At 72.1% G+C, this 25,269-nt stretch carries 21 protein-coding genes; 8 read left to right on the top strand and 13 right to left on the bottom strand.

The window, feature by feature from the left end; translation table 11 throughout:
• Positions 1 to 1,298, bottom strand: a 1,298-nt coding sequence (locus PKC53_RS05390; RefSeq protein ID WP_324427091.1) for a phosphoenolpyruvate carboxykinase (GTP), incomplete at its 3' end; no start/stop codon positions are given.
• 267 nt (positions 1,299 to 1,565) lie between these two features.
• Between PKC53_RS05390 and PKC53_RS05395 the strand changes: the two genes are divergently transcribed.
• Positions 1,566 to 2,153: an MOSC domain-containing protein gene (locus PKC53_RS05395; RefSeq protein WP_324427093.1), complete on the top strand. Its 588-nt coding sequence runs from the start codon at positions 1,566 to 1,568 to the stop codon at positions 2,151 to 2,153.
• On the opposite strand, the gene PKC53_RS05400 is transcribed toward PKC53_RS05395, so the two are convergent.
• Both PKC53_RS05400 and PKC53_RS05405 read right to left on the bottom strand, forming a co-directional pair.
• Positions 2,150 to 3,208, bottom strand: coding sequence for an AbrB family transcriptional regulator (locus PKC53_RS05400; protein ID WP_324427094.1), 1,059 nt, complete (start codon positions 3,206 to 3,208; stop codon positions 2,150 to 2,152). The genes PKC53_RS05395 and PKC53_RS05400 overlap by 4 nt on opposite strands.
• The gene (locus PKC53_RS05405; RefSeq protein WP_324427095.1) at positions 3,205 to 4,314 is read right to left on the bottom strand and encodes an alkene reductase; all 1,110 of its coding nucleotides are present in this window, start codon (positions 4,312 to 4,314) and stop codon (positions 3,205 to 3,207) included. Before PKC53_RS05405 ends, PKC53_RS05400 begins: the two co-directional genes overlap by 4 nt.
• Positions 4,315 to 4,406: 92 nt before the next feature.
• Here PKC53_RS05405 and rlmJ point away from each other — a divergent pair, with 92 nt between their 5' ends.
• The gene (gene rlmJ / locus PKC53_RS05410; RefSeq protein WP_324427097.1) at positions 4,407 to 5,261 is read left to right on the top strand and encodes a 23S rRNA (adenine(2030)-N(6))-methyltransferase RlmJ; all 855 of its coding nucleotides are present in this window, start codon (positions 4,407 to 4,409) and stop codon (positions 5,259 to 5,261) included.
• Positions 5,262 to 5,282: 21 nt separating this feature from the next.
• On the opposite strand, the gene PKC53_RS05415 is transcribed toward rlmJ, so the two are convergent.
• Positions 5,283 to 7,697 carry a penicillin acylase family protein gene (locus PKC53_RS05415; RefSeq protein WP_324427099.1) on the bottom strand — a complete coding sequence of 805 codons (2,415 nt, stop codon included), beginning with the start codon at positions 7,695 to 7,697 and terminating at the stop codon, positions 5,283 to 5,285.
• An 83-nt stretch (positions 7,698 to 7,780) separates the two neighbouring features.
• Here PKC53_RS05415 and PKC53_RS05420 point away from each other — a divergent pair, with 83 nt between their 5' ends.
• The 3 genes from PKC53_RS05420 to PKC53_RS05430 all read left to right on the top strand — a co-directional run bounded on the left by PKC53_RS05420 (position 7,781) and on the right by PKC53_RS05430 (position 11,545).
• Complete coding sequence (locus PKC53_RS05420) at positions 7,781 to 8,974, top strand: CoA transferase (RefSeq protein WP_324427101.1); 1,194 nt, start codon at positions 7,781 to 7,783, stop codon at positions 8,972 to 8,974.
• A 6-nt stretch (positions 8,975 to 8,980) separates the two neighbouring features.
• Positions 8,981 to 10,888, top strand: a complete 1,908-nt coding sequence (locus PKC53_RS05425; RefSeq protein ID WP_324427103.1) for a PhoX family phosphatase — start codon at positions 8,981 to 8,983, stop codon at positions 10,886 to 10,888.
• Positions 10,889 to 11,071: 183 nt separating this feature from the next.
• Positions 11,072 to 11,545 carry a hypothetical protein gene (locus PKC53_RS05430; protein ID WP_324427105.1) on the top strand — a complete coding sequence of 158 codons (474 nt, stop codon included), beginning with the start codon at positions 11,072 to 11,074 and terminating at the stop codon, positions 11,543 to 11,545.
• 41 nt (positions 11,546 to 11,586) lie between these two features.
• On the opposite strand, the gene PKC53_RS05435 is transcribed toward PKC53_RS05430, so the two are convergent.
• The 3 genes from PKC53_RS05435 to hemE all read right to left on the bottom strand — a co-directional run bounded on the left by PKC53_RS05435 (position 11,587) and on the right by hemE (position 16,414).
• On the bottom strand, positions 11,587 to 12,900 hold the full coding sequence (locus PKC53_RS05435) for a tetratricopeptide repeat protein (protein ID WP_324427107.1): 1,314 nt from the start codon (positions 12,898 to 12,900) through the stop codon (positions 11,587 to 11,589).
• 32 nt (positions 12,901 to 12,932) lie between these two features.
• Positions 12,933 to 14,969, bottom strand: coding sequence for a primosomal protein N' (locus tag PKC53_RS05440; RefSeq protein ID WP_324427109.1), 2,037 nt, complete (start codon positions 14,967 to 14,969; stop codon positions 12,933 to 12,935).
• A 353-nt stretch (positions 14,970 to 15,322) separates the two neighbouring features.
• On the bottom strand, positions 15,323 to 16,414 hold the full coding sequence (gene hemE, locus PKC53_RS05445; RefSeq protein WP_324427111.1) for a uroporphyrinogen decarboxylase: 1,092 nt from the start codon (positions 16,412 to 16,414) through the stop codon (positions 15,323 to 15,325).
• A 159-nt stretch (positions 16,415 to 16,573) separates the two neighbouring features.
• Here hemE and PKC53_RS05450 point away from each other — a divergent pair, with 159 nt between their 5' ends.
• The 3 genes from PKC53_RS05450 to PKC53_RS05460 are packed head-to-tail and all read left to right on the top strand — an operon-like array spanning position 16,574 to position 18,722.
• Positions 16,574 to 17,215, top strand: a complete 642-nt coding sequence (locus PKC53_RS05450; RefSeq protein ID WP_324427113.1) for a LemA family protein — start codon at positions 16,574 to 16,576, stop codon at positions 17,213 to 17,215.
• A gap of 22 nt (positions 17,216 to 17,237) precedes the next feature.
• Positions 17,238 to 18,191, top strand: coding sequence for a TPM domain-containing protein (locus tag PKC53_RS05455; RefSeq protein ID WP_324427115.1), 954 nt, complete (start codon positions 17,238 to 17,240; stop codon positions 18,189 to 18,191).
• 24 nt (positions 18,192 to 18,215) lie between these two features.
• A complete protein-coding gene (locus PKC53_RS05460) occupies positions 18,216 to 18,722 on the top strand; it encodes a TPM domain-containing protein (RefSeq protein ID WP_324427117.1) in 507 nt (168 codons plus the stop codon).
• Positions 18,723 to 18,930: 208 nt separating this feature from the next.
• On the opposite strand, the gene PKC53_RS05465 is transcribed toward PKC53_RS05460, so the two are convergent.
• From PKC53_RS05465 to atpA, 6 genes are all read right to left on the bottom strand, one after another.
• Positions 18,931 to 19,467 (bottom strand): PEP-CTERM sorting domain-containing protein, encoded by a 537-nt coding sequence (locus tag PKC53_RS05465; protein WP_324427119.1) that lies wholly within the window; start codon positions 19,465 to 19,467, stop codon positions 18,931 to 18,933.
• Between the two features lie 272 nt (positions 19,468 to 19,739).
• Complete coding sequence (gene ppk2, locus PKC53_RS05470; RefSeq protein WP_324427121.1) at positions 19,740 to 20,561, bottom strand: polyphosphate kinase 2; 822 nt, start codon at positions 20,559 to 20,561, stop codon at positions 19,740 to 19,742.
• Between the two features lie 112 nt (positions 20,562 to 20,673).
• Entirely contained in the window at positions 20,674 to 21,093 is a 420-nt protein-coding gene (locus PKC53_RS05475; RefSeq protein ID WP_324427123.1) for a F0F1 ATP synthase subunit epsilon, read from the bottom strand.
• Between the two features lie 164 nt (positions 21,094 to 21,257).
• Positions 21,258 to 22,658, bottom strand: a complete 1,401-nt coding sequence (atpD, locus tag PKC53_RS05480) for a F0F1 ATP synthase subunit beta (protein WP_324427125.1) — start codon at positions 22,656 to 22,658, stop codon at positions 21,258 to 21,260.
• A gap of 31 nt (positions 22,659 to 22,689) precedes the next feature.
• Positions 22,690 to 23,577 (bottom strand): F0F1 ATP synthase subunit gamma, encoded by an 888-nt coding sequence (gene atpG, locus PKC53_RS05485; protein ID WP_324427127.1) that lies wholly within the window; start codon positions 23,575 to 23,577, stop codon positions 22,690 to 22,692.
• A 131-nt stretch (positions 23,578 to 23,708) separates the two neighbouring features.
• Entirely contained in the window at positions 23,709 to 25,262 is a 1,554-nt protein-coding gene (atpA, locus tag PKC53_RS05490; RefSeq protein ID WP_324427129.1) for a F0F1 ATP synthase subunit alpha, read from the bottom strand.
• Positions 25,263 to 25,269: the final 7 nt, after the last annotated feature.

Consider the following 25,269-nt stretch of genomic DNA (forward strand, 5'->3'; position numbering starts at 1 on the left):
CCGCCGAAGATGAAGGCGTCGATGGCCACGCCCTCGGGGTTGTCCCACTCGGGGTCGAGCGCCGGGTTGTTGGTGGCCGCCACCGTGAAGCGAGCGTTCGGGTGCGCCGCGGGGCGCGGCTTGCCGTCGGGCCCGGCGTGGGCCCGGGCGATCTCGGGCGTCCAGTCGCGGCCCTGCCAGTCGATCAGGTGCGCCGGCGGCGTGTCGGTCATGCCCTCCCACCAGACGTCGCCGTCGTCGGTCAGCGCGACGTTGGTGAAGATCACGTCGCGCTGCAGCGACGCCATGCAGTTCGGGTTGGTGTGCGCGTTGGTGCCCGGCGCGACGCCGAAGTAGCCGGCCTCGGGGTTGATCGCGTACAGCTTGCCGTCGGCGTGCGGCTTGACCCAGGCAATGTCGTCGCCGATGGTCGTCACCTTCCAGCCCTCGAAACCCGCCGGCGGGACGAGCATCGCGAAGTTGGTCTTGCCGCAGGCGCTGGGGAAGGCCGCGGCGACATGGTGCTTGCGCCCCTGCGGATCGGTCACGCCGAGGATGAGCATGTGCTCGGCGAGCCAGCCCTGGTCGCGCCCCATCACCGAGGCGATGCGCAGCGCGAAGCACTTCTTGCCCAGCAGGGCGTTGCCGCCGTAGCCCGAGCCGTAGCTCCAGATCTCGTGCGTCTCGGGGTAGTGCACGATGTACTTGGTCTTGTTGCACGGCCAGGCGACGTCGGCCTGCCCCGGCTCGAGCGGCGCGCCCACCGAGTGCACGCAGGGCACGAAGTGCGCGTCGCGGCCGAGCTGCTCGACGACGCGCCGGCCCATGCGCGTCATGATGCGCATGCTCACCGCGACGTAGGCGCTGTCGGTCAGCTCGACGCCGATGTGCGAGATGTGCGAGCCCACCGGCCCCATCGAGAACGGCACCACGTACATCGTGCGACCGCGCATGCTGCCCTTGAACAGCGCGTCGGGCCCGGTCTGCAGGGTCGCGCGCATCTCGGCCGGCGCGACCCAGTTGTTCGTCGGGCCGGCGTCGTCGCGCCGCTCGCTGCAGATGAAGGTGCGGTCCTCGACGCGCGCGACGTCGCCGGGGTCGCTGCGCGCCAGGAAGCTGTCCGGGCGCAGCTTCGGGTTCAGGCGCTGCATCGTGCCGGCGGCGACCAGCTGCGCGCACAGGCGGTCGTACTCCTCCTTCGAGCCGTCGCACCAGACGACGTCCTTCGGCTGCGTCAGCGCGGCGACCTCGGCGACCCAGGCGACCAGACCGGCATGGTCGACGTAGGCGGGTGCGTGGACGGGGGCGGCTTGGCTCATGACTACTCCAATCGTTGCAGGCGGAATTGGGGCAGGCCCGCAGCCCGAGTCGCTCGTCGGGCCTGGCCCAATGCCACCAGCCGGCCACGGCCGGCGACTACAGTGAGGGACGCCCCGCGGCGGTGGCGCCGCGGGGCGTCGATTGTCGTGCGAGTGTAATGGGCCGGTAACCACCGCGATCCGGGGTCGGCGCCGCCTTGCGGCCGAATCAATCGCAAAGCAGCTTTGCATTTTCACTACCTAATCGGGACGGGGGAGAACCGGACCATGCGCACTGCGGTCATCAGCGTCAACACCGGGCGAACCCGCCAGATCGCGATCGGCAGCCGCACGGTGGCCACCGCGTACGCCAAGACCCCCACCGCCGGGCCGGTGGCGGTGCGGCCGCTGGGGCTCGAAGGCGACGAGCAGGCCGACCTCTCGGTGCATGGCGGCCTGTCGAAGGCGGTCTACGCGTACCCGGTCGAGCACTACGCGGTGTGGCGCACGCTGCGCGCGCAGGCCGGCGCCGCCGCCTGGGACGCCACGCTGCCGCACGGCGCGTTCGGCGAGAACCTGACGCTGAGCGGGCTGCTCGAGGCCGATGCCTGGATCGGCGACCGGCTGTGCTTCGAAGGCGGCGTCGAGCTGGCCATCAGCGAGCCGCGCTACCCCTGCCACAAGTTCGACGCCGCGATGGGCTTCAGGCAGGCGGCGAAGATGATGGTGCAGTCGGGCCAGTGCGGCTTCTACCTGCAGGTGGCGGTACCGGGTGCGATCGCCGCCGGCGAGCACTACGTATTGCGCGCCGGCGCGCGCGAGGTCGGCATCGCCGAGTTGTTCCGTGCGCGCACCCGGCGCGGCGCGACGACCTAGGCTTCGCGCGCCGCGCGCCGCTCGATCCAGCCGTACAGGGGCCCGGTCAGCAGCAGCACCGCGACGTAGCGGATCACGTGGAACGCGGTGACCACCGGCACGCCGAGCTGCAGCACCTTCGCGGTGATGCACATCTCGGCGATGCCGCCGGGCGAGGTGCCGAGCAGCACGGTGGCCGGATGCAGCCCAGCGAGGCGGGCCAGCAGCCACGCGAACGCGGCGCTGGCGGCGATCATCGCCAGCGTGCCCAGCGCCACGGTGCCCAGCCAGCCCGGCGCCTCGCGCGCGAACGCCGGCGAGAAGCGCGTGCCCAGCGCGACGCCGATGCACAGCTGCCCGGCCTCCGAGGCGCCGGGCGGCAGCGCCGAACCGGCCCGGCCAGAGGCGGCGAGCGCGATGGTCACGGCCAGCGCGCCGAGCACCCAGGCGTTGGGCAGGCGCAGTGCGCGCGCCGCCATCACGCCGGCCAGCGTCGCCGCCACCAGCACCACGAGTCCGAGGGCGTCGACGCCGCTGACCGCGGGCGGGGTCGCGTCGAGCCCGCGCAGGCCGACGGCCTGCAAGCCGAACGGGATCAGCGAGACGACCAGCAGCACGCGCAACGAGTGCGCCGCCGCGACGCGGTCGACGCGCGCGCCGTGGCGCTCGGCGAGCACCGCCATCTCGGAGGCGCCGCCGATCGCCGCGGCGAAGAACGCCGTGGCGCGCCCGCCGCCTGTCGGCCGGCCGGCGGTCGCCCACAGCAAGCGGTAGAACGCGTAGCCCATCACCAGCGCCCAGGCGACGCCGGCGACCAGCGCCGGCATCAGCGAGGCGATCGTGCGCAGCACCTCGGGCGTGAAGTACAGGCCCAGCGCCACGCCGATCACCCACTGCCCGAGGTTGCGCAGCAGCGGCGCGGCGGCCAGCGGCACGCCGGCCATCGACAGCGCCGCGGTGGCGAACAGTGGCCCGAGCATCCACGGCAGCGGCAGGCCCAGCGCCTGCGCCAGCGCACCGGCGGCGACCGCCAGCGCCAGCGTGCCGGCGATGCGGGCGAACGGCGGCCGGCTCACGCGGTGGCGTGGGCCAGCGTCGGGTAGTCGACGTAACCGGCGGCGCCGCCGCCGTACAGCGTCTTCGTGTCCAGCGGGTTCAGCGGCGCGTCGCGGCGCAGCCGCAGCCCCAGGTCGGGGTTGGCGATGAAGCCCTTGCCGAAGGCCACCAGGTCGGCTTCGCCCGAGGCGACGGCATCGAGCGCCATCGCGCGCGTGTAGCCGTTGTTGGCGATCCACGCGCCCGGGAAGCGGCGGCGCAGCGCCGCGTAGTCGAACGGCGCACCCTGCGCCGACAGGTCGCGCGGCCCGCCGGTCTGGCCCTCGACGACGTGCAGGTACGCCAGCTTCAGCGGCGCGAGCTGCGCCACCGCGGCCTCGTACAGCGCCTGCGCGCCGCTGTCCTGGCCGGCGTCGTTGACCGGCGTGACCGGGCTCAGCCGCAGCCCGGTGCGCCCGCCGCCGATCTCGCCGGCCACCGCCGCCATGACCTCGCGCAGGAAGCGCGTGCGGTGGTCGACCGGGCCGCCGTAGGCGTCGTCGCGGTCGTTGATGCTGTCGCGCAGGAACTGCTCGATGAGGTAACCGTTGGCGCCGTGGATCTCGACGCCGTCGAAGCCGGCGTCGAGCGCGCGCCCGGCAGCGCGGCGGAAGGCGTCGACGACGCCGGCGACTTCGGCGGTGGCCAGCGCACGCGGCGGCGAGCACGGCACGAAGCCGTCGCGCGTGAACGTGCGGCTGTGCGCGACGCGTGCGGTCGACGACACCGGCGCCGCGCCGCCGGGCTGCAGCGAGACGTGCGAGATGCGCCCGACGTGCCACAGCTGCGCGACGATCTTCGCGCCGCGCGCGTGCACCGCGTCGGTGACCGCGCGCCACGACGCGACCTGCTCGTCGCTGTGCAGCCCCGGCGTGTCGAGGTAGCCATGGCCCTCGGGACACACGGGGGTGCCCTCGGTGACGATCAGCGCGGCGCCGGTGGCCGGGTCGGCGCGCTGCGCGTAGTACTGCGCCATCAGCGCGTTGGGCAACTGCCCCGGCGCGCGGTTGCGCGTCAGCGGGGCCATCACGATGCGGGTGGCGAGGTCGAGCTCGCCGAGGCGGATCGGGTCGAACAGCGTGGGCATGGGCGGGGCGTGGGACGGACGAAACCGCCAAGGGTACGCGAGCCGGGGCGGCAATGCCGTCGCGCAGACGACGCCGGCGGATACTGCGCGCCATGCTCGCCTACCGCCACGCCTTCCACGCCGGCAACCACGCCGACGTGCTCAAGCACGTCGTGCTGGTGCAGGTCCTGCGCCACATGGCGGCCAAGGACAAGCCGTTCACGCTGGTCGACACGCACGCCGGCGCCGGCGGCTACTCGCTGGAAAGCGACTACGCGCGCAAGAGAGGCGAGTATGCGCAGGGCATCGCGCGGCTGTGGGGCGCCGCCGACCTGCCGCCGGCGCTGGCCGACTACGTCGCGCAGGTACGCGACTTCAACGGCGGCGGCGCGCTGGCGCAGTACCCCGGCTCGCCGGCGCTGGCCGCGCAGCTGCTGCGCCCGGCCGACCGGCTGCACTGCTACGAGCTGCACCCCACCGACCACCGCATCCTCGCGGCCTATCTCGGCCAGCGCCGGCACAGCGAGGTGTCGATGAGCGACGGCTTCGCCGCGCTGGCGCGCGAGCTGCCGCCGCCGTCGCGCCGCGGCGTGCTGCTGATCGACCCCAGCTACGAGCTGAAGACCGACTACGCGAAGGTCGTCGCCGCGCTGCGCGAGGCCCTGCAGCGCTTCGCCACCGGCACCGTGATCGTCTGGTACCCGCAGCTGCAGCTCGTCGAGGCGGCGCAGCTGCCGCGCCGGCTGAAGGCCGCGGCGCAGGCCGCGACCAAGGGCTGGCTGCACGCCGGCCTGCACGTCGCACCGGCCGGCGAGGGCGGCTTCGGCATGACCGGCAGCGGCGTGTTCGTCGTCAACCCGCCGTGGACGCTGCACGACACCTTGCAGCAGGTGCTGCCGGTGCTCGTGCAGCGCCTGGGCCAGTACGCCGGCGCGCGCTTCGCGCTCGAGCGGCACGCCGGGCCCTGAGCGCCGCGCCGCCGCGCCGCGTCAGGGGGTCAGCCGCAGCGTGTGCATGGCGTTCGCCTCGGCCTTCGCGGGGTCGAGCCACCAGGCGCGGCGCTCGCCGGCCAGCAGCAGCCGCGCCTGGTCGTTCTGGTGCGGCTGGAAGTGGCGCTCGCTGACGCCGCCGGCGATCACCGCCTCGATGCGGTCGGGCCGGGCGAAGTCGGCGACCATCTTCAACGACGCGAAGTAGTTCACCGCGTACGGCCTGTTGAAGTCGTAGACGCCGCGGTCCAGCGTCTCGCCGCTGCCGCCGCGCGGCGCCGCGACGCCGCCCAGCCACGCCTGTGCGCTGCCGCTGCGCCGCAACGGGCTGACGAAGCGCAGCTCGTGCGCGCGGCCCCACCGCCACGTCGAGACGTCCTTGCCGTGGGCGGCCTCCAGCTCGGCACGGGCGCGCGACGCGGCGGCGCGGATCACGTCGGCCAGCGTCTCGCGACGGTCGGCGGTGCGCACGTCGTCGAACCAGTCGGCGTCGGGCCGGTCGACCAGCGCGTCGAAACGCTGCTGCCAGAAGTACCAGGTGCCGAGCATGTCGCGCGTCAGCTCGTCGCCGAGATCGTCGGCGAAGGTGCCGCGGGCGATCTCGCGGTACAGCGCCTGGTACACCAGCGGCGCGGCCTGCTCGGCGCGGTCGACGCCGTCCCAGTCGGCGAGCAGCGCGGCCAGGTCGCGCTGCGCCGGGTCGGACCGCAGCGCGTCGACGATCGCGCCGCGCAGCACGTCGCTTTGCAGGTTGCGGTCGTCGGCCATCAGCGCGAAGTGGTCGTCGACCGACATCGCGCGTGCCGCACCGAGCACCTGCGACATGCGGCGGTAGCGGTAGTCGGGGGCGACGTAGTTCGAGTAGTACCACGGGTAACCGCGCTCGCGCGTGTCGTGGTTCGCGGTGCCGACCCAGGCGCGCGGCGGGTTCAGCATGCCGGGCATGCGGTCCTTCGGGATGAAGCCGGTCCAGTCGTCGCCGCCGTCGGCGGGTGGCAGCCGCGGCACGCTGCCGTCGGTGCCGGCGCGCACCGGCACCGCGCCGCTGGCGCGGTGGCCGATGTTCCCTTGCGCGTCGCCGAAGACGAAGTTGAACGTCATCAGGTCGATCTTCCGCACCTCGCGGTCGAAGGCCGCGGCGTCGCCGGCGGTCAGCAGCCCCTCGTAGCCGAGCGCCGGACCATGCACCTCGGCGTCGGTCGAGCGCAGCACCAGCACCCGGTCGCCGCCCGGGCCGAGCCCGGCGTGGTCGCTGACGACCGGGCCGCGCTTCGTGAAGCGGATGCGCAGCCGGTGCTCGCGTTGGCCGCCCGGCGCATGCGCATCCTTGACGCGGATCGTCTCGTCGACGACGTCGAATGGCACGCTGCGGCCGCCGTCGAGGTAGCGCTGCGGGTCGGCGGGGTCGATCGTCTCGACGTACAGGTCCTGCACGTCGCCGTAGGCGTTGGTGACGCCGAACGCCACCTTCCGCGTGCGCCCCGACAGGATGCCGGGCATGCCCGGCAGCGCGGCACCGACCGCCTGCACCTCGGGCGTGAACAGCCCGACCGGGTGCCAGTAGCCGGGCAGGATGCGGCTGTCCAGGTGCGGGTCGTTGGCGACGACGGCCCGGCCCGACGCCGAGCGGCTGGGCCCGACCGCCCAGTTGTTCGATCCCAGCCCCTGGTGGTTGAGGTCGTCGGGGGCGATGGGCAGGTCGGACCAGCGCAGTCCCAGGCGCATCGGCGGCGACGGGTCGGGCGCGGCCGCCTGCGCGGCCGAACCCTCCCGGTCCGGGTTGACCGTCAACGGCAGGACCTCGCGGGCGCGATCGCCCAGCTTGTCGACCAGTTGCTGCGCGACGACCTCGGCCTTGAAGTTGGTCGCCTGCGAGTAGTGCACGTAGTGCACGACGGTGACCAGGTCTTCGACGCTCCACGGGCGCACCGGCAGCCCGACCAGCCTTGGCTCGAGCGGGTGGTCGTCCGCGTGCCGGGTGATGTAGGCGTTCATGCCGTCGGCGTAGGCCTGCAGCATCGCGCGCGTCTCGCGGCCGAGCGTCGCCGCGTGCCGCTCGCCGTTGCGGCGCGTGCCGACGACGCGCATGCGGATGTCGGCACGCAGCGCCGCCTCGCCGAAGGTCGCGGCCAGCTCGCCGCGCCAGGTGGCGCGGAACAGTTCGAGCTGGAACAGCCGGTGCTGCGCGGTGACGAAGCCCTGCGCGCGCCACAGGTCGGGCAGGTTGGCCGCCCGGATGTAGGCCATGCCGAGCTCGTCGCGCCAGACGGTCACCGGCGCGCTCAGCCCGGGCAGCGTCATCTCGCCGTCGACCTGCGCCTGTCCCGCGGAGCGCAGCGTCCACCACGCACCACCGACGCCGGCCACGATCAGCGCCAGCAGCAGCCACGTCAGGCGGATCAGGAGCCTCTTCATCGTCGTCTCGCGTCGTGGCGACCGTTCGCGCGCCAGGGTGCGGGTCAGTCTATTCCCACCGCGTGCCGCCCTACCATCGCGGCATGGACACACCGAACCCTGCCGCGCCGCCGCTGGCCGGCCTGCGCGTGCTCGAACTCGGCCAGCTGATCGCCGGCCCCTTCGTCGGCAAGACGCTGGCCGACTTCGGTGCCGACGTCATCAAGGTCGAGCCGCCCGACGGCGACCCGCTGCGTGTCTGGCGCCTGCTGCACGACGGCACCAGCGTGTGGTGGCAGGTGCAAAGCCGCGGCAAGCGAAGCGTCGTGCTCGACCTGCGCGGCGACGACGGCCGCGCCGCGGTGCGCGCGCTGGCCGCCGAGTGCGACGTGCTGATCGAGAACTTCAAGCCCGGCACGATGGAGAAGTGGGGCCTGGGCTACGACGTGCTCAGCGCCGCCAACCCCGGCCTGATCATGCTGCGCATCAGCGGCTACGGGCAGAGCGGCCCGTACCGCGACCTGCCCGGCTTCGCGGTGGTCGCCGAGGCGGTGGGCGGGCTGCGCCACCTGATGGGCGAGCCGGGCCGCGCGCCGGTGCGCGCCGGCGTCAGCCTGGGCGACACGCTGGCCGCGCTGCACGGCGTGATCGGCGTGCTGCTCGCCTTGCAGGCGCGTGCGCGCGACGTCTCGCCCGCCGCGCCGAAGGGACGCGGGCAGGTGATCGACGTCGCGCTGTACGAGTCGGTGTTCAACTGCATGGAGAGCCTGCTGCCCGAGTACAGCGCGTTCGGCGCGGTGCGCCAGCCCGCCGGTTCGGCACTGCCCGGCATCGCGCCGAGCAACGCCTACCGCTGCGCCGACGGCCGCGTCGTGATCGGCGGCAACGGCGACTCGATCTTCAGGCGGCTGATGCGCGCCGTCGGGCGCGCCGACCTCGCCGACGACCCCGGTCTTTCCACCAACGCGCTGCGCGTGCCGCGCGTGGCCGAGATCGACGCGGCGATCGAGGCCTGGACGTCGGCGCGGCCGGTGGCCGAGGTGGTCGCCGCGCTGCAGGCCGCGAGCGTGCCGGTCGGCCGCATCTACACCGTCGCCGACATCGCCGCCGACCCGCATTACCGCGCGCGCGGCATGATCGAGCGCGTCGTCACGCGCGACGGGCTGGCGCTCGACGTGCCCGGCGTGGTGCCCCGGCTGTCGCGCACGCCGGGGCGCGTCGGCGCGCCGGCGCCGCGGCTGGGCGAGCACAACGAGGTGGTGCTGGCGTTGCTGCGCCGCGACGGCGACGCCGGCTGAGCGACGATGGCCAAGGACTTCGCGACCCTGTCGGACCGCAATCGCTCGCCGAACCCGAGCGTGCACGCCCTCGGCGCCGACGCGGCGCGGCGCACCGTGCTGCGCGGCGGGTTCGGCGCCGGCGTCGCGGCGCTGTTCGCCCCCTGGCTCGGCGGCTGCGCGCAGCCCGGCGCGCCGCGGCGCTCGACGCTGGGCTTCGTGCCGGTGCCACCGTCGCGCGCCGACGCCGTCGTCGTGCCGCCGGGCTACCGGGCACAGGTGCTCGCCGCGTGGGGCGAGCCGGTGGGACTGCCGAGCCACATGCCGCCGCTCGACCCCGAGTCGCGCCACGACGCCGACGCGCAGGCGGCGCAGTTCGGCATGCACCACGACGCCGTCGCCTACGTGCCGCTCGACGGCTCGCGTCGCGGGCTGCTGGTGATGAACCACGAGTACACCGACGAGGGCCTGCTGCACCCCGACGGCGTCGCGCGCTGGGACGCCGGGAAGACGCGCAAGTCGCAGGCCGCGGTCGGCATGTCGGTGGTCGAGGTCGAGCGCGGCGACGCCGGCTGGCGACTCGTGCGCCCCAGCCGCCACGCGCGGCGCATCACCGCGTTCACGCCCTGCGCATTGGCCGGTCCGGCGGCGGGCCACCGGCTGATGCGCACCTCGGCCGACCCGCACGGCCGCACGGTGCTGGGCACGATGGCCAACTGCGCCGGCAGCCTGACGCCCTGGGGCACGTTCCTGTCGGGCGAGGAGAACTTCGACTTCTACTTCCGCGGCGGCGACGCGATCGACGCGCACCACCGCCGCTGGGGGATGCAGCGCGAAGCCTGGGTGCCGTGGGTCGAGACCGACACGCGCTTCGATCTCGCGCGCGAGCCGCACGAGGCGAACCGCTTCGGCTGGATCGTCGAGCTCGACCCGCTGGACCCGCACCGTGCTCCGGTCAAGCGCACCGCGCTGGGCCGCGCGATGCACGAGGGCGCGTGGGTCGCGGTGACGCGCGACGGCCGCGCGGTCGTCTACTCGGGCGAGGACGCGCGCTTCGAGTACTTGTACAAGTTCGTCAGCCGCGACCGCGTCCGCCCGGGCGGCGCCGCGGCCAACGCCGAACTGCTCGACCACGGCACGCTGTACGTGGCCCGCTTCGACGCCGACGGCCGCGGGCGCTGGCTGCCGCTGGTGCACGGCCAGGGACCGCTGACGACGGCGCACGGTTTCGCCGACCAAGGCGAGGTGCTGGTGAAGACGCGCCAGGCCGGCGACCTGCTGGGCGCGACGAAGATGGACCGCCCCGAGTGGATCGCGATCGACCCCGCCAGCGGCCGCGTCTACTGCACGCTGACCAACAACAGCCGCCGCGGCGCGCCGGGGCAGCCCGGCGTCGACGCGGCGAACCCGCGTGCGAACAACACGATGGGACACATCGTGCGCTGGCGCGAGGACGGTGACTTCGACGCCACCGGCTTCGCGTGGGAGCTGTTCGTGCTCGCCGGCGACCCGGCCAACGCGCGGCCCGAAGCGCGCGGCACCGTGCGCGGCGACGCCTTCGCCTGCCCCGACGGATTGGCGTTCGACGCGCGCGGCGTGCTGTGGGTGCAGACCGACGCCGCCGCCGAGCAGCTGCACCGGGGCGAGTTCGCGCGCCTGGGTCACAACCAGATGCTCGCGTGCGACGTGGTCACCGGCGAGCTGCGGCGCTTCCTGACCGGGCCGGCGCACTGCGAGCTGACCGGCATCGCGTGGACGCCCGACGGCCGCACGATGTTCGTCAACGTGCAGCACCCCGGCGAACCCGCCGGCGACCGCAGCGACCCGGCGTGGCCCGACCGCCACTCGCGCTGGCCGAGCGGCGTCGCCGGCGCTCGCCCGCGCTCGGCGACGCTGGCGATCACGCGCGACGACGGCGGGGTGATCGGCGCCTGAACCCGGCGCGGCGTCGCGCCGGCACCGATGCACACCGATGTCACGCCCGCTTGCGACTGCACCGCCCGCGCGGGGCTCGCCGTTGCATCCGGTCACGTTCCGGGCGGCGCCGACGCGGATCGGCGTCGGCGCAGGACGGCTCGAATGCGTTGTGTTCGCATGACCACGCGAAGGGAGCCGACGATGCCGTACCCGTTTGCCAAGCCGCTGCGCGGCGTCCTGCTGCTGATGGCGGCACTGCTGACCACGACGCTGAGCCAGGCCGCGGTCGACGTCGGCGTGGGCATCACGATCCGCGAGCCGGGGGTGTACGGCCGCATCGAAATCGGCACCGCGCCGCCGCCGCCGCTGATCTACCCGCAGCCGGTGGTCGTCGTGCCGGCGCCGGTGCCGTACCGGCCGATCTACTTGTACGTGCCGCCCGGTCACGCCAAGGACTGGAAGCGCCACTGCAGGCGATACGCGGCGTGCAACCAGCCGGTGTACTTCGTGCGCGAGGACTGGGTGCGCGACCGCTACGACCGCTACCGATACGACCGGCGCGACCGCTACGACCTCGACCGGCGCCACGACCGACGCTACGACCGGCGTGACCGCGACGATCGCGGCCACCCAGGGCACGGGCGCGGCAACGGCAGGGGGCCCGGGCGCGACTAGCGTCGCCACGGCAACGGCCGCCGCGGCGTCGGGCGCCGGGCTCAGCGCCGCTGCAGCAGCAACAACAGTCCGTCGATCGGCGTGCGCTGCTCCTCGCGCAGCACCACCGCGTCGACGTCGACGACCGCCAGAGCGTGCGCCTGCGCGAGGGCGCGCAGGTAGCGCTCGCCGTGCGCGTAGCGCAGGCTGTCGCGCAGCGCATGGTCGACCCCGTCGTCGGCACGCTCGACCGTGAAGGCAAACCAGCCGCCCGCCTCGAGCACCCGGCACGCGCCGGCAAACACCGCGGCCAGGTCGCCGAGGTAGATGAACACGTCGGCCGCGACGACCAGGTCGTGCCGGTGTGGGCTGCGGCGCAGGTGCTCGACGAGGTCGGCCTCGTCGAGCTGCGTGTACGCACCCGTCGCGGCGGCGCGCTCGAGCATCGCACGCGACAGGTCGACGCCGTCGATGCGCTCGCACAGCGGCCGCAGCGCGGCGCCGCACAACCCGGTGCCGCAGCCGAGGTCCAGCGCGTGGCGCAGGCGCCGTCCTGCGGGCGCGGCACGCGCCGCCAGCCGCGCGGCGATGCGCCGCGGCACGTCGTAGCGCAGCACCTGCGTCAGGTGTGCGTCGAACTGCGCCGCGTAGCCGTCAAACAGCTGGCGCACGTAGCTGTCGGGCGCGCCCGGCGGCGCCGCACGGCCGTCGAGCGCGGCGAGGAAGAAGCCGTTGAGCGCCGGGTCGCCGCCGTGGGCGATCGCCTGCTCGAACGCGGCGACGGCCTCCTCGCGCCGGCCGAGGTCGCGCAGCAGGCCGCCGCGCAGCGTCCACGCGCGAGCCAGGCCCGGCTGCAGCGCGAGCACCCGCTCGTACGAAGGCAGCGCTGCGTCGTGCCGGCCCAGGCTCTGCAGCGTCTGCCCGTGCAGCATCCAGCCCTCGGCGTGCGCCGGGTGCGCGGCGACCAGCCGCTCGAGGTGTCGCAGCGCCGGCGCGTGATGCCCCCGCCGGTTGAGGATCAGCGCCGCCTGCAGCAGCGCCGCGGGGTGCCCGGGCGAGCGGCCCAGCACCTGTTCGAAGCACGCCAGCGCGTCGTCGTCGCGACCGAGCTGCACCAGCGCGAGCGCGAGCTGTGCGCGCGCGTCGGCATCGTCGGGCGCGACTGCGACGGCCCGTTCGAGCGGCGGCAGCGCGTCGGCGGCGCGGCCCTGGCGGCAGCGCACGGCACCCAGGTTGACCAGCGTCGACACACGCGCCGGCAACAGCGCCAGCGACGCCTCGAAGCAGCGTTCGGCGTCGGCCAGGCGGCCGGCCTCGACGTGGCGAACGCCGTCGACGAAGTGGCGGCGCGCCAGTTCGAAGGTCGTCTCGTTCATCGTCGACACGGTGGCGCCGATTGTCGCGGCGATCAGATCGACAGCGGATCGACGTCGACCGCCCAGCGCAGCAGCCCCCGGTGCGCGGCGCGCAGCGCGTGCAGCCGCGGCATCGCCTCGGCGAGCAGCTGCTGCAGCGCGGCGCGAGATCGCGACTCGACCAGCATCTGCACGCGCTCGACGTCGGCCACCCGCGACACCGGCGGCGGCACCGGCGGGTACAGGCCGACGCCGCGCGCGGCGGCTGCGTCGGCCAGGTGCTGCGCGGCGTCGCGCAGGAACGCGGTCGCCACCTCGGCGCTGCGCGCCTCGGCGCGCAGCAGCGCCAGGTGCGTGAACGGGGGCAGCCCGGCGGCCTCGCGTTCGGCGAGCTGCGCGGCGGCGAACGCCGCGAAGTCGTGGCGCAGCAGCGCCGCGTACAGCGCGTGCTGCGGGTGCCAGGTCTGGACCCACAGCTCGCTGAGCGCGGCGTGCCCGGCGTCGCGCCCGGCGCGGCCGCCGGCCTGCATCAGCAGCGCGAACAGCCGCTCGGGCGCGCGGAAGTCGCTGGCGAACAGCGCCGCGTCGGGGTTGACCGCGGCCACCAGCGTGATGCGGCGGAAGTCGTGGCCCTTCGCGACCATCTGCGTGCCGACCAGCACGTCGACCTCGCCGGCGTGCACGGCGGCCAGCTGCGCCTCGAGAGCGCCCTTGGCACGCGTGCTGTCGGCGTCGATGCGGGCCACGCGCGCCGTCGGCAGCAGCAGCGCGATCTGCTCCTCGAGCTTTTCGGTGCCGCGGCCGATCGCGGCGATGTCCTGGTTGCCGCATTCCGGGCAGGCGCGAGGGACGCGCTCGGTGAAGCCGCAGTGGTGGCAGCGCAGCGTGCGGTCGCGCTTGTGGAACACGCGCCACGCGCTGCAGTGCGGGCAGCCGCTCTTCCAGCTGCAAGCGCCGCAGTGCAGCACCGGCGCGTAGCCGCGACGGTTGAGGAACAGCAGGCTCTGTTCGCCGCGCTCGAGGCGCTGCTGCAACGCCTCGACCAGCGGCGCAGACAACGCGGTGGCGCCGGCGCGATCCTTCGGCAGCCGGTTCATGTCGAACAGCCGTACGCGCGGCAGCGGCCCGCCACCGATACGCTGCGACAGCACCAGCCGCCGGTAACGCCCCTGCTCGGCGTTGTGCCAGGTCTCGAGCGACGGCGTCGCCGAGCCCAGCAGCACCGGCACGCCCTCGATGCGGCCGCGGTACACCGCGAGGTCGCGAGCCGAGTAGCGCGCGCCTTCCTGCTGCTTGAACGACGGGTCGTGCTCCTCGTCGACGACGATCAACCCGAGCCGCGGCAGCGACGCGAACACCGCCAGCCGCGTGCCCAGCACCAGGTCCGCGTGCCCCAGGTGCGCGAGCAGCCATTGGCGCAGCCGCTGCGCCGGCGTCAGCCCGCTGTGCAGCGTGGCAATGCGCGGCGCGCCGAAGCGCGCGCCCAAGCGCGCCACGAGCTGCGGCGTGAGGTTGATCTCTGGCACCAGCACGAGCACCTGGCGCCCAGCGGCCAGCGCACGCGCCGCCGCCTGCAGGTAGACCTCGGTCTTGCCGCTGCCGGTCACGCCGTGCAGCAGCACGGTGCCCGGTGCGCCCGGGCCGGCCAGCGCGTCGAGCGCCGCCGCCTGCTCTGCGCTCAGCGGCGGCGCCTCGGCGGGCGGCGACGCGGCAGGCGCGGCCGGGCCGAGCCGCGCGATGCGCTTGGCCAGCCGCGCGTCGTCGAGCCGGCGCAGTTCCGGCGGCAGCACCGCCAGCGCCACCTCGCCGACGCTGCGCTGGTAGTAGCCGGCGGCAAAGCCGACGAGCTCGATCCACGCCGGCGACAGCGGCGGCAGCGCGGTCAGCGCGGCGGCGACAGGGCGCAGCTCGGCCACGGGCGGCTCGTCCGTCACCGGCCAGGCGATCGCCGGCACCTCGCGCCGCCCCAGCGGCACGCGCAGCAGCGTGCCCGGCGGCAGCGCCGTGTCGTGGCGGTAGTCGAGCAAGCCACCCAGGCCGCTGTGCTGCGGCGTGTCGACCGCCGCACTGATGCGGTGCGTCAGCGACATCCGTGCCCGGTCAGTTACGCCCGAAAACTCGAACTGGTCTGCAAGTTCGCCCCAAGTTCATGATTCAAAAGCGCTTTTCCTCAATGTCCACGGCACCTGTGGAAAACTTTGTGGGGAACCTGCCGGCCGATGCGCTAAACGCTTGCCGCGCTTGGCGCCGCGACGTTTTGCCCCTTGTCGCGGCAGCGCCCGACCATGAAATAAATCAAGCACTTAGCGAAGCGAGCGGGAAAACCCCGGTAGCGCAGTCGACATTCGTCAGGGCGCTGCGCTGCAACACGTTCCGTGGGGATAAGTCAAGCCCTGAGCGCTCACTCACCCGCCGCGCGACGCACCGCGCGATCACTGCCGGGTCAATGTGCGCGTCGCAGCCGGCGCGAGACTTCGTGCACCGCATCGACCAGCGCCGCGACATGCTCGGGCGGGGTGAACTGGCTGATGCCGTGACCCAGGTTGAAGATGTGCCCGTCGACGCCGCCGTCGGCGCGCTCGGGCCGGCCGAAGCTCTCGAGCACCTTCGCCGCCTCGGCGCGAACAACTTCGGGCGGCGCGAAGAGCACCGCCGGATCGAGGTTGCCCTGCAGCGCGACGCGGTCGCCGACACGCGCGCGCGCCTGGCCCAGGTTGACCGTCCAGTCGACGCCGAGCACGTCGGGACGGGCGTCGGCCATCGCCTCGAGCCAGGCGCCGCCGCCTTTCGTGAAGACAATCTGAGGGATCGGCGCGCCGTCGTGCTCGCGCTTGAGCCGGCTGAGCACGCGCTTCGTGTAGGCGAGGCTGAAACGCTGGAACGCGCCGTCGGCGAGCACGCCACCCCAGCTGTCGAAGATCATCACCGCCTGCGCGCCGGCGTCGATCTGCGCGTTCAGGTACGCGGCCACCGCGTCGGCATTGACTTCGAGCATGCGGTGCATCAGGTCGGGCCGCGCGTAGAGCATCGTCTTCACGAGCCGGTAGTCGTCGCTGCCGCCGCCTTCGACCATGTAGCAGGCGAGCGTCCACGGGCTGCCGGAAAAACCGATCAGCGGCACGCGGCCCTTCAATGCGCGCCGGATCGAGCTCACTGCGTCGAAGACGTAGCGCAGCGTGTCGAGGTCGGGCACCGCGAGGCGGGCCACCGCGGCCTCGTCGCGCACCGGGTGCGCGAAGCGCGGGCCCTCGCCCTGCGCGAAGCTCAGCCCCAGGCCCATCGCGTCGGGCACGGTGAGGATGTCGGAGAACAGGATCGCTGCGTCGAGCGCGTAGCGCTCGAGCGGCTGCAGCGTGACCTCGGTGGCGAAGTCGACGTTCGTCGCAAGGCCCATGAAGCTGCCGGCCTTCGCACGGGTCGCGCAGTACTCGGGCAGGTAGCGACCGGCTTGGCGCATCAGCCACAGCGGCGTGTGGTCGGTGGGCTGGCGCAGGCAGGCACGCAGGAAGCTGTCGTTCTGAAGGGGCGGCCACATGGCGCACGATTATGGCGGTCGCCAGGACGCCGCCCTGGTGCGTCACGCACCCGGCCGGGCCAGCGGCGCGGTGGCCACGGCCTTGAAGCGAGAACCTTGGTTCCCCAGATTGGGGCTCGGGTAGCATCGACGAAGCCGCCGCGAAAAGGAGGAGTTGCCATGACCGAACTTGCCGCCGTCGCCCGCCGCGCGGTCGCCGTGCTCGCCGTACTGGCCACCGGTCTGCTGTCCGGCTGCGGCTACAACGACTTCCAGCGCCTCGACGAACAGGTCAAGTCGGCCTGGTCCGAGGTCGTCAACCAGTACCAGCGGCGCAGCGACCTGATCCCGAACATCGTCGCCACCGTCAAGGGCGAGGCCAATTTCGAGCAGGAGACGCTGACGCGCGTGATCGAGGCGCGCGCCAAGGCCAGCAGCATCCAGGCGACACCCGAACTCGTCAACGATCCCGAGGCCTTCGGTCGCTTCCAGGCCGCCCAGGGCGAGCTCTCGGGTGCGCTGAGCCGACTGCTGGTGACGGTCGAGCAGTATCCGAACCTGAAGGCCAACCAGGGCTTCCAGGACCTGCGCGTGCAGCTCGAGGGCACCGAGAACCGCATCACGGTGGCGCGCAACCGCTACGTCAAGGCGGTGCAGGACTACAACGTGCTGGCGCGCAGTTTTCCCACCAACCTGACGGCGATGGTCTTCGGCTACGACGTCAAGCCCAATTTCAGCGTCGCCAACGAGGCCGCGATCGCGGTGCCGCCGACGGTCAGCTTCGACAAGCCGGCCGCACCGGCCACCGCGGCGTCGAAGTGAGCCACCGCCCGGCGCGCCCTTGATGTCCGCGCTGCCGCGCCGGCTGCTGCGGCAGGGGCTGCCGCGGGCCTGGGTCGTGTGGCTGGTGGCCTGCCTGGCGGCGCTGCTGCTGCTGGCGCCGGCGGCGCAGGCCCAGGACGTGCAGCCGGTGCCCGCGCTGAGCGCCCGCGTCATCGACCGCACCGGCACCCTGAGCGCGGACCAGGCGGCGGCACTCGAGGCCCGCCTCGCCGCGTTCGAGGCCGAGGCCGGGCCGCAGATCGTGCTGCTGCTGGTGCCGGCGACGGCGCCCGAGGATATCGCGGCCTACGCGCAGCGTGTCGCCGACACCTGGAAGATCGGACGCCGCGAGGTCGGCGACGGCGTGCTGGTGGTCGTCGCCAAGGACGAGCGGCGCGTTCGCATCGAAGTCGCGAAGGCGCTCGAGGGCGCGATCCCGGATCTCGCGGCGCGCCAGATCATCGACCGCGCGATCGTGCCCGCGTTCCGCGCCAACGACTACGCCGGCGGCCTCGGGGCCGCCGTCGAGCAGCTGATCGCGCGCATCAAGGGCGAGGCGCTGCCGGCACCGGCGGCGCGCGAGGGGGCGCGGCAGGGGCTGCAGCTCGACGAGCTGCTGCTGTTCTTCTTCGTCGGCGTGCCGATCGTCGGCAGCGTGCTCAGCGGCCTCTTCGGCCGCAAGCTGGGCGCGCTGCTGACCGCCGGCGCGGCCGGCGGCATCGGCTGGTGGATCACCGCCAGCCTGCTGGTGGCCGCCGGCGCCGGCGTCGTGGCATTGGTGCTGGTCGGGCTGTTCGGCGTCGGCTCGCCCCTGCAGCGCGGCTCGCGCAGCGGCGGCAACCTGCCGCACATCGGCGGCTGGGGCGGTGGTGGGGGTGGCTGGGGCGGCGGTGGCGGCGGCTTCGGTGGTGGCGGGGGCTTCTCGTCGGGCGGCGGCGGCGACTTCGGCGGCGGCGGCGCCTCGGGCAGCTGGTAGGGCGGCGCTGCAGGGAAGGCAACGATGAACCGCTGGATGCGCATCCTCAGGCACCGCTGGGTCGACGAGACCGACACCGCACGTGCGCTCGACGCCGCGGCGCTCGAGCGGCTGGAATCGCGCGTCGCCGCCAGCGAACGCCGCCACCGCGGCGAGATCCGGCTGTGCATCGAGGCCGGGCTGCCGCTGTCCTACCTCTGGCGCGGCGCGACGCCGCGCGAACGCGCGCTGACGATGTTCGGCAAGCTCGGGGTCTGGGACACCGAGCAGAACAACGGCGTCCTGATCTACCTGCTGCTGGCCGAACATGCGATCGAGATCGTCGCCGACCGCGGCCTCGCGCAGCGCGTGCCGCAGGCGCACTGGGATGCGCTGGTGGGCGGCATGCGCGACGACTTCCGCGCCGGCCGCTTCGAGGACGGGCTGGCGCGCGCGGTCGACGCCGTCGACGAGATGCTGGTGCGCCATTTCCCGCTCGGCCCCGACCAGCCCAACCCCAACGAACTGCCCGACCGCGCGCACCTGCGGTAGGCACGTGGCGCGCCGCGGCGCGAGCGCGAATGGCTGCAGCGCTGGACGTCGCTGGACGCGCAGGAGCGCCGGGGCCTCAGCGCTCGCCGGATTGGCGTCAGCGACGCCCTGAAGCCTTCTTCAGCGACCCGCGGCCGGGCGGTGGCCTCTCGAGAAGTCCGTCAATGGCACGCCCTCATCGGGAACTGCAGAGGGCCGCAGCGGGCAACTATGCTCGCTGCCCCTTGGAACGCGCACGCGCCGCCCTCACGCCGGCCAGCGCCAACCCGACCAAGGCCAACGACCCCGGCTCCGGCACCACGTCGACCTGAACATCGATGGACTGAGCGACCCAATACCCGCCTGTCGGCGTCGACTGCTGAACGAAGTCGACGGACGGCGCAGTCGTACTGAAATCGCTGATGAAGATGCAGAAGGTGTTCGCGGGATTTCCACAACTCCCGGGGTCGGCATCAGTGGCCAGCGTCACCGTGTCGTTCGACGCGGAGTAGGCATACTGCGCCGCGTAAGGAAGATTGAAACTGTTGATGGTCAGGCCGGACGTCGTGCCTTGAACGTCGGCTGCGGTGTCGAAACTCAGACTGAAATCGAGCAGGAAGGGCGAAACGGGCAGCACCGATCCGTCTCCAAAGGAGTGCTGAAAGTCGGTGGCGAAGATGTCGAAGTCGTGCGAGACGACCGCCGAATGTGCCGACGCGCCGATGACCATCGACGCCACCACACCAAGCCATTGATTCAATTTCACGTCGAGTCCCTTTCCTCCAAATGATCACGGTCGAGCACGATTCGGGCCACACGGTGAAAACTGTTTGAGGCCCATGGCTTAGCGACATGTCTGCGCAGCGCCGTCGCCGCATCTGTAAGGAATGCCGACGGCGAGAGTCGTTCGCCCCGACCCCCGGTTTCGCCGGGGAACTTGGAACAAGGTCATGACGGCGTCCCTCTGCGGCCAGCATGGTGCGTGCGCGACGGCATGCCGCACGGAGTAGGCACCTGGGCCACGAAGGGCGTTTTTTCTCAGATCGGCTTCAGCGAGCCCTTGAAGCGCTCCTTCAACGGCTCGTGGCCGAGCGGCGGGAACTCGAACGTCGTCTCCGGCACCGTGACGTCGGGCATCGAGTCGAGCAGGTGTCGGATGAGCTTGAGGCGGCCGCGACGCTGGTCGTTGAAGTCGACCAGCGTCCACGGCGCGTGCTTGGTGTGCGTGGCCGCCAGCATGGCGTGGCGCGCGGCGGTGTAGGCGGCGTACTTCTTGCGCGCCTCGAGGTCGATCGGCGAGAGCTTCCAGCGTTTCAGCGGATCCTCGGCGCGTTCGGCGAAGCGTTCCTCCTGCTGCGCCTGGTCGACGGTCAGCCAGTACTTGCGCAGCAGGATGCCGTCGTCGGTGAGCAGCTTCTCGAACACCGGCGCCTGCTTCAGGAACGCCGCGGTCTGCTCGGGCGTGCAGAAGCCCATCACCGCCTCGACGCCTGCGCGGTTGTACCAGCTGCGGTCGAACAGCACGATCTCGCCGGCCGACGGCAGGTGCGCGACGTAGCGCTGGAAGTACCACTGCGTGCGCTCGGCGTCGCTGGGCTTGGGCAGCGCGACGACGCGGCAGCGGCGCGGGTTCAGCCGCTCGCTGATGGCGCTGATCACGCCGCCCTTGCCCGCCGTGTCGCGACCCTCGAGCAGCACCACCAGCCGCTGCCCGGTGTGCTCGAGCCAGCGCAGCGCCTGCGACAGCTCGACCTGCAGCGCCTCGAGGCGGTCGAGGTAGTCCGACTTCGCGAGCGTCGAACCATTCCCCTTGCCATTCTTGCCATTCTTGCCGTTCCTGCCGTCTTGCCGCTTGGCCATCGCGCACCTCCGTCGTCGCGACGCTAGCGCAGCAGGCACGGCGTGCCAACAAAGGAAAAACCCGCCGGGCGCGCGCCGGGCGGGTCGGGCACTGCGGGCGCCGTCGGCGCGGCTACTTTTTACGGAACTTGCGGATCGCCGCGATCTGCGCGGCCATCGCCGCGAACTCGCTTTGCGCCTTCGCGAAGTCGATGTCGCTCTTGGCGTTCTTCATCGCGTCCTCGGCGATCTTCTTCGCCTCGGCCGCCTTCGCCTCGTCGAGGTCGTGGCCGCGGATCGCGGTGTCGGCCAACACGGTGACGCGATTGGGCTGCACCTCGAGGATGCCCCCGGCGACGAAGACGAACTCCTCGTCGCCGTTGTCGGCGCGCTCGATGCGCACCGCGCCCGGCCGGATGCGCGTGATCAGCGGCGTGTGGCGCGGCAGGATGCCCAGTTCACCGGCTTCGCCGGGCAGCGCGACGAACTTCGCCTCGCCCGAGAAGATCTGCTCCTCGGCGCTGACGACGTCGACGTGGATCGTATTGGCCATTCAATTACTCCAGAGCGGATCGCGCGCCAAGCCTGCCCAGGCAGCGACCGGAGCCAGCGGCCGCCGCGGATCCGGCTTCGCCGGTCCGCCGGCGGTGCTCCACCGGGCCACGCAGTGGCCCTTGCAGGGCCGTGGGGGAGGCGCCGAAGGCGCTTCGACGGGGGTCATTGGATCTTCTTGGCCTTCTCGAACGCCTCGTCGATCGTGCCGACCATGTAGAAGGCCTGCTCGGGCAGCGCGTCGCACTCGCCGTTGACGATCATCTTGAAGCCGCGGATCGTCTCCTTGAGCGGCACGTACTTGCCCGCGGTGCCGGTGAACACCTCGGCGACGTGGAACGGCTGGCTCAGGAAGCGCTGGATCTTGCGCGCGCGTGCCACCGCCAGCTTGTCCTCGGGGCTCAGTTCGTCCATGCCCAGGATCGCGATGATGTCGCGCAGTTCCTTGTAGCGCTGCAGCGTGGCCTGCACGGCACGCGTGGTGCTGTAGTGCTCCTCGCCGACGACGTTCGGGTCGACCTGGCGGCTCGTCGAGTCCAGCGGGTCGACCGCGGGGTAGATGCCCAGCGCGGCGATGTCGCGGCTCAGCACGACGGTGGCGTCGAGGTGCGCGAAGGTGGTCGCCGGCGACGGGTCGGTCAGGTCGTCGGCCGGCACGTACACAGCCTGGATCGACGTGATCGAGCCGACCTTGGTCGACGTGATGCGCTCCTGCAACTTGCCCATCTCCTCGGCCAGCGTCGGCTGGTAGCCCACCGCCGACGGCATGCGGCCGAGCAGCGCGGACACCTCGGTGCCGGCCAGCGTGTAGCGGTAGATGTTGTCGACGAAGAACAGCACGTCGCGGCCCTCGTCGCGGAACGCCTCGGCCATCGTCAGGCCGGTCAGCGCGACGCGCAGGCGGTTGCCCGGCGGCTCGTTCATCTGGCCGTAGACCATCGCCACCTTCGACTGGCTCAGGTCCTCGTCGACGACGACCTTCGACTCCATCATCTCGTGATAGAAGTCGTTGCCCTCGCGGGTGCGCTCGCCCACGCCGGCGAACACCGACAGGCCCGAGTGCGCCTTGGCGATGTTGTTGATCAGCTCCATCATGTTGACGGTCTTGCCGACGCCGGCGCCGCCGAACAGGCCCACCTTGCCGCCCTTGGCGAACGGGCAGATCAGGTCGATGACCTTGATGCCGGTCTCGAGCAGCTCGGTCGACGGGCTCAGCTCGTCGTAGGCCGGCGCCTTGCGGTGGATCGACGCGGTGCGCGCCTGGTCGACCGGGCCGCGCTCGTCGATCGGGTTGCCGAGCACGTCCATGATGCGGCCCAGCGTCGCCTTGCCCACCGGCACCGTGATCGGGTTGCCGGTGTTGACCACGACCATGCCGCGGCGCAGGCCGTCCGACGAGCCGAGCGCGATGGTGCGCACCACGCCGTCGCCGAGCTGCTGCTGCACTTCGAGCGTCAGCGCCGTGCCTTCCATCTTCAGCGCGTCGTAGACCTTGGGCATCTGGTCGCGCGGAAATTCGACGTCGACCACCGCGCCGATGCACTGGACGATCTTGCCTTGTGCCATGTCGTGTTCCTTCAATCAGTAACTCGTTCGCTCAGCCGCTGATGGCCGCCGCACCGCCGACGATCTCCGAAAGCTCCTTCGTGATCGCCGCCTGGCGCGTCTTGTTGTAGATCAGCTTCAGTTCGTTGATCAGGTTGCCGGCGTTGTCGGTGGCGGCCTTCATCGCCACCATGCGTGCGCTCTGCTCGCTGGCCATGTTCTCGGCCACCGCTTGGTACACCAGCGCCTCGATGTAGCGCGTCAGCAGCTCGTCGATGACGCTGGGTGCGTCGGGCTCGTAGATGTAGTCCCAGCCGTGGTCCTTCTTCTCGGCCTCGCTCTGCTGCAGCCGCTCGGCGCCCAGCGGAAGCAGCGGCTCGACCAGCGGCTCCTGCTTCATCGTGTTGATGAACTTCGTGTAGCACAGGTACACCGCGTCGAGCTGGCCGGCGACGAACGCGTCGAGCATGACCTTGACCGGGCCGATCAGCTTCTCGAGGTGCGGCGCGTCGCCGAGCTGCACCGCCTGGCTGACGACCTTGGCGCCGATGCGGTTCAGGAAGCCCAGGCCCTTGTTGCCGATCGCCACCGCCTGCACGCTCGCGCCGGCCGCCTGCACCTCGCGCATCTTGGTGGTGACCGCGCGCAGGATGTTGGTGTTCAGGCCGCCGCACAGTCCCTTGTCGGTGGTGACGACGATGAAGCCCACCGCCTTCGAAGCGCCGTCGACCTGCCGCATGTACGGCGAGCGGTACTCGGGGTTGGCCTGCGACAGGTTCGCGGTGATCACGCGGATCTTGTCGCTGTACGGACGCGCGTGGCGCATGCGCTCCTGCGCCTTGCGCATCTTCGACGCGGCGACCATCTCCATCGCCTTGGTGATCTTCTTCGTGTTCTCGACGGACTTGATCTTGCCGCGAATCTCTTTACCGACTGCCATGAGTCACTCCATTCAAGCGGCCACCGCGCGGCCGGCTGCACCGGTGCGCTGGCGTCGCCCCGAGGGCCACCGGGGGGCCCGTGCGGACCCCTCGGGGGAGGCGCCGAAGGCGCTTCGGGGGTGGGTCATGTTCAGGCGAAGCTCTTCTTGAACGCGACGATCGCGGCGGTCAGCTCGTCCTCGGCGGCCTTGTCCATCGCCTTGTCGGTCTCGAGCTTCTTCAGCAGCGCCGCGTGGCTGGACTTCAGGTGCTGGTGCAGCCCGCTCTCGAACGCCAGCACCTTCTTCACGTCGATGTCGTCGACGTAGCCCTTGTTGACGGCGAACAGCGTGGCGGCCATCAGCGAGATCGGCAGCGGCGAGTACTGCGCCTGCTTGAGCAGCTCGGTGACGCGCGCACCCCGGTCGAGTTGCTTGCGGGTGGCTTCGTCGAGGTCCGAGGCGAACTGCGCGAACGCCGCCAGCTCGCGGTACTGCGCGAGGTCGGTGCGGATGCCACCCGACAGGCCCTTGATCAGCTTGGTCTGTGCCGCACCGCCGACGCGCGACACCGAGATGCCGGCGTTGATCGCGGGCCGGATGCCGGCGTTGAACAGGCTGGTCTCGAGGAAGATCTGGCCGTCGGTGATCGAGATCACGTTGGTCGGCACGAACGCCGACACGTCGCCGGCCTGCGTCTCGATGACCGGCAGCGCGGTCAGCGAGCCGGTCTTGCCCTTCACGGCGCCGTTGGTGAACTTCTCGACGTAGTCGGCGTTGACGCGCGCGGCGCGCTCGAGCAGGCGGCTGTGCAGGTAGAACACGTCGCCCGGGAACGCCTCGCGGCCCGGCGGGCGGCGCAGCAGCAGCGAGACCTGGCGGTAGGCGACGGCCTGCTTGGACAGGTCGTCGTAGATGATCAGCGCGTCCTGCCCGCGGTCGCGGAAGTACTCGCCCATCGTGCAGCCCGAGTAGGCCGACACGTACTGCATCGCCGCGGACTCCGAGGCCGACGCCGCGACGACGATCGTGTAGTCCATCGCGCCGTGCTGCTCGAGGGCGCGCACCACGTTCTTGATCGACGACGCCTTCTGGCCGATGGCGACGTAGATGCAGATCATGTCCTGGCCGCGCTGGTTGATGATCGTGTCGATCGCCACCGCGGTCTTGCCGGTCTGGCGGTCGCCGATGATCAGCTCGCGCTGGCCGCGGCCGATCGGCACCATCGAGTCGATCGACTTCAGGCCGGTCTGCACCGGCTGGCTCACGCTCTGCCGCGCGATCACACCCGGCGCGACCTTCTCGATGACGTCGGTCATCTTCGCGTCGATCGGACCCTTGCCGTCGATCGGCTGGCCCAGCGCGTTGACGACGCGCCCGATCAGCTCGGGACCGACCGGCACCTCGAGGATGCGGCCGGTGCACTTGACGGTGTCGCCTTCCGAGATGTGCTCGTACTCGCCCAGGATCACCGCGCCGACCGAGTCGCGCTCGAGGTTGAGCGCCAGCCCGAAGGTCGGCGTGCCGTCCTGGGTCGGCGGGAACTCGAGCATCTCGCCTTGCATCGCCTCGCTCAGGCCGTGGATGCGGCAGATGCCGTCGGTCACCGATACCACGGTGCCCTGGTTGCGGATGTCCGTCGTGGCGCCCAGGCCCTCGATGCGGCTCTTGATGAGTTCGGAGATCTCGGCGGGATTCAGTTGCATGACTTGC

It is taken from the genome of Azohydromonas sp. (assembly GCF_035325925.1).
Taxonomy (GTDB): domain Bacteria; phylum Pseudomonadota; class Gammaproteobacteria; order Burkholderiales; family Burkholderiaceae_C; genus Calidifontimicrobium.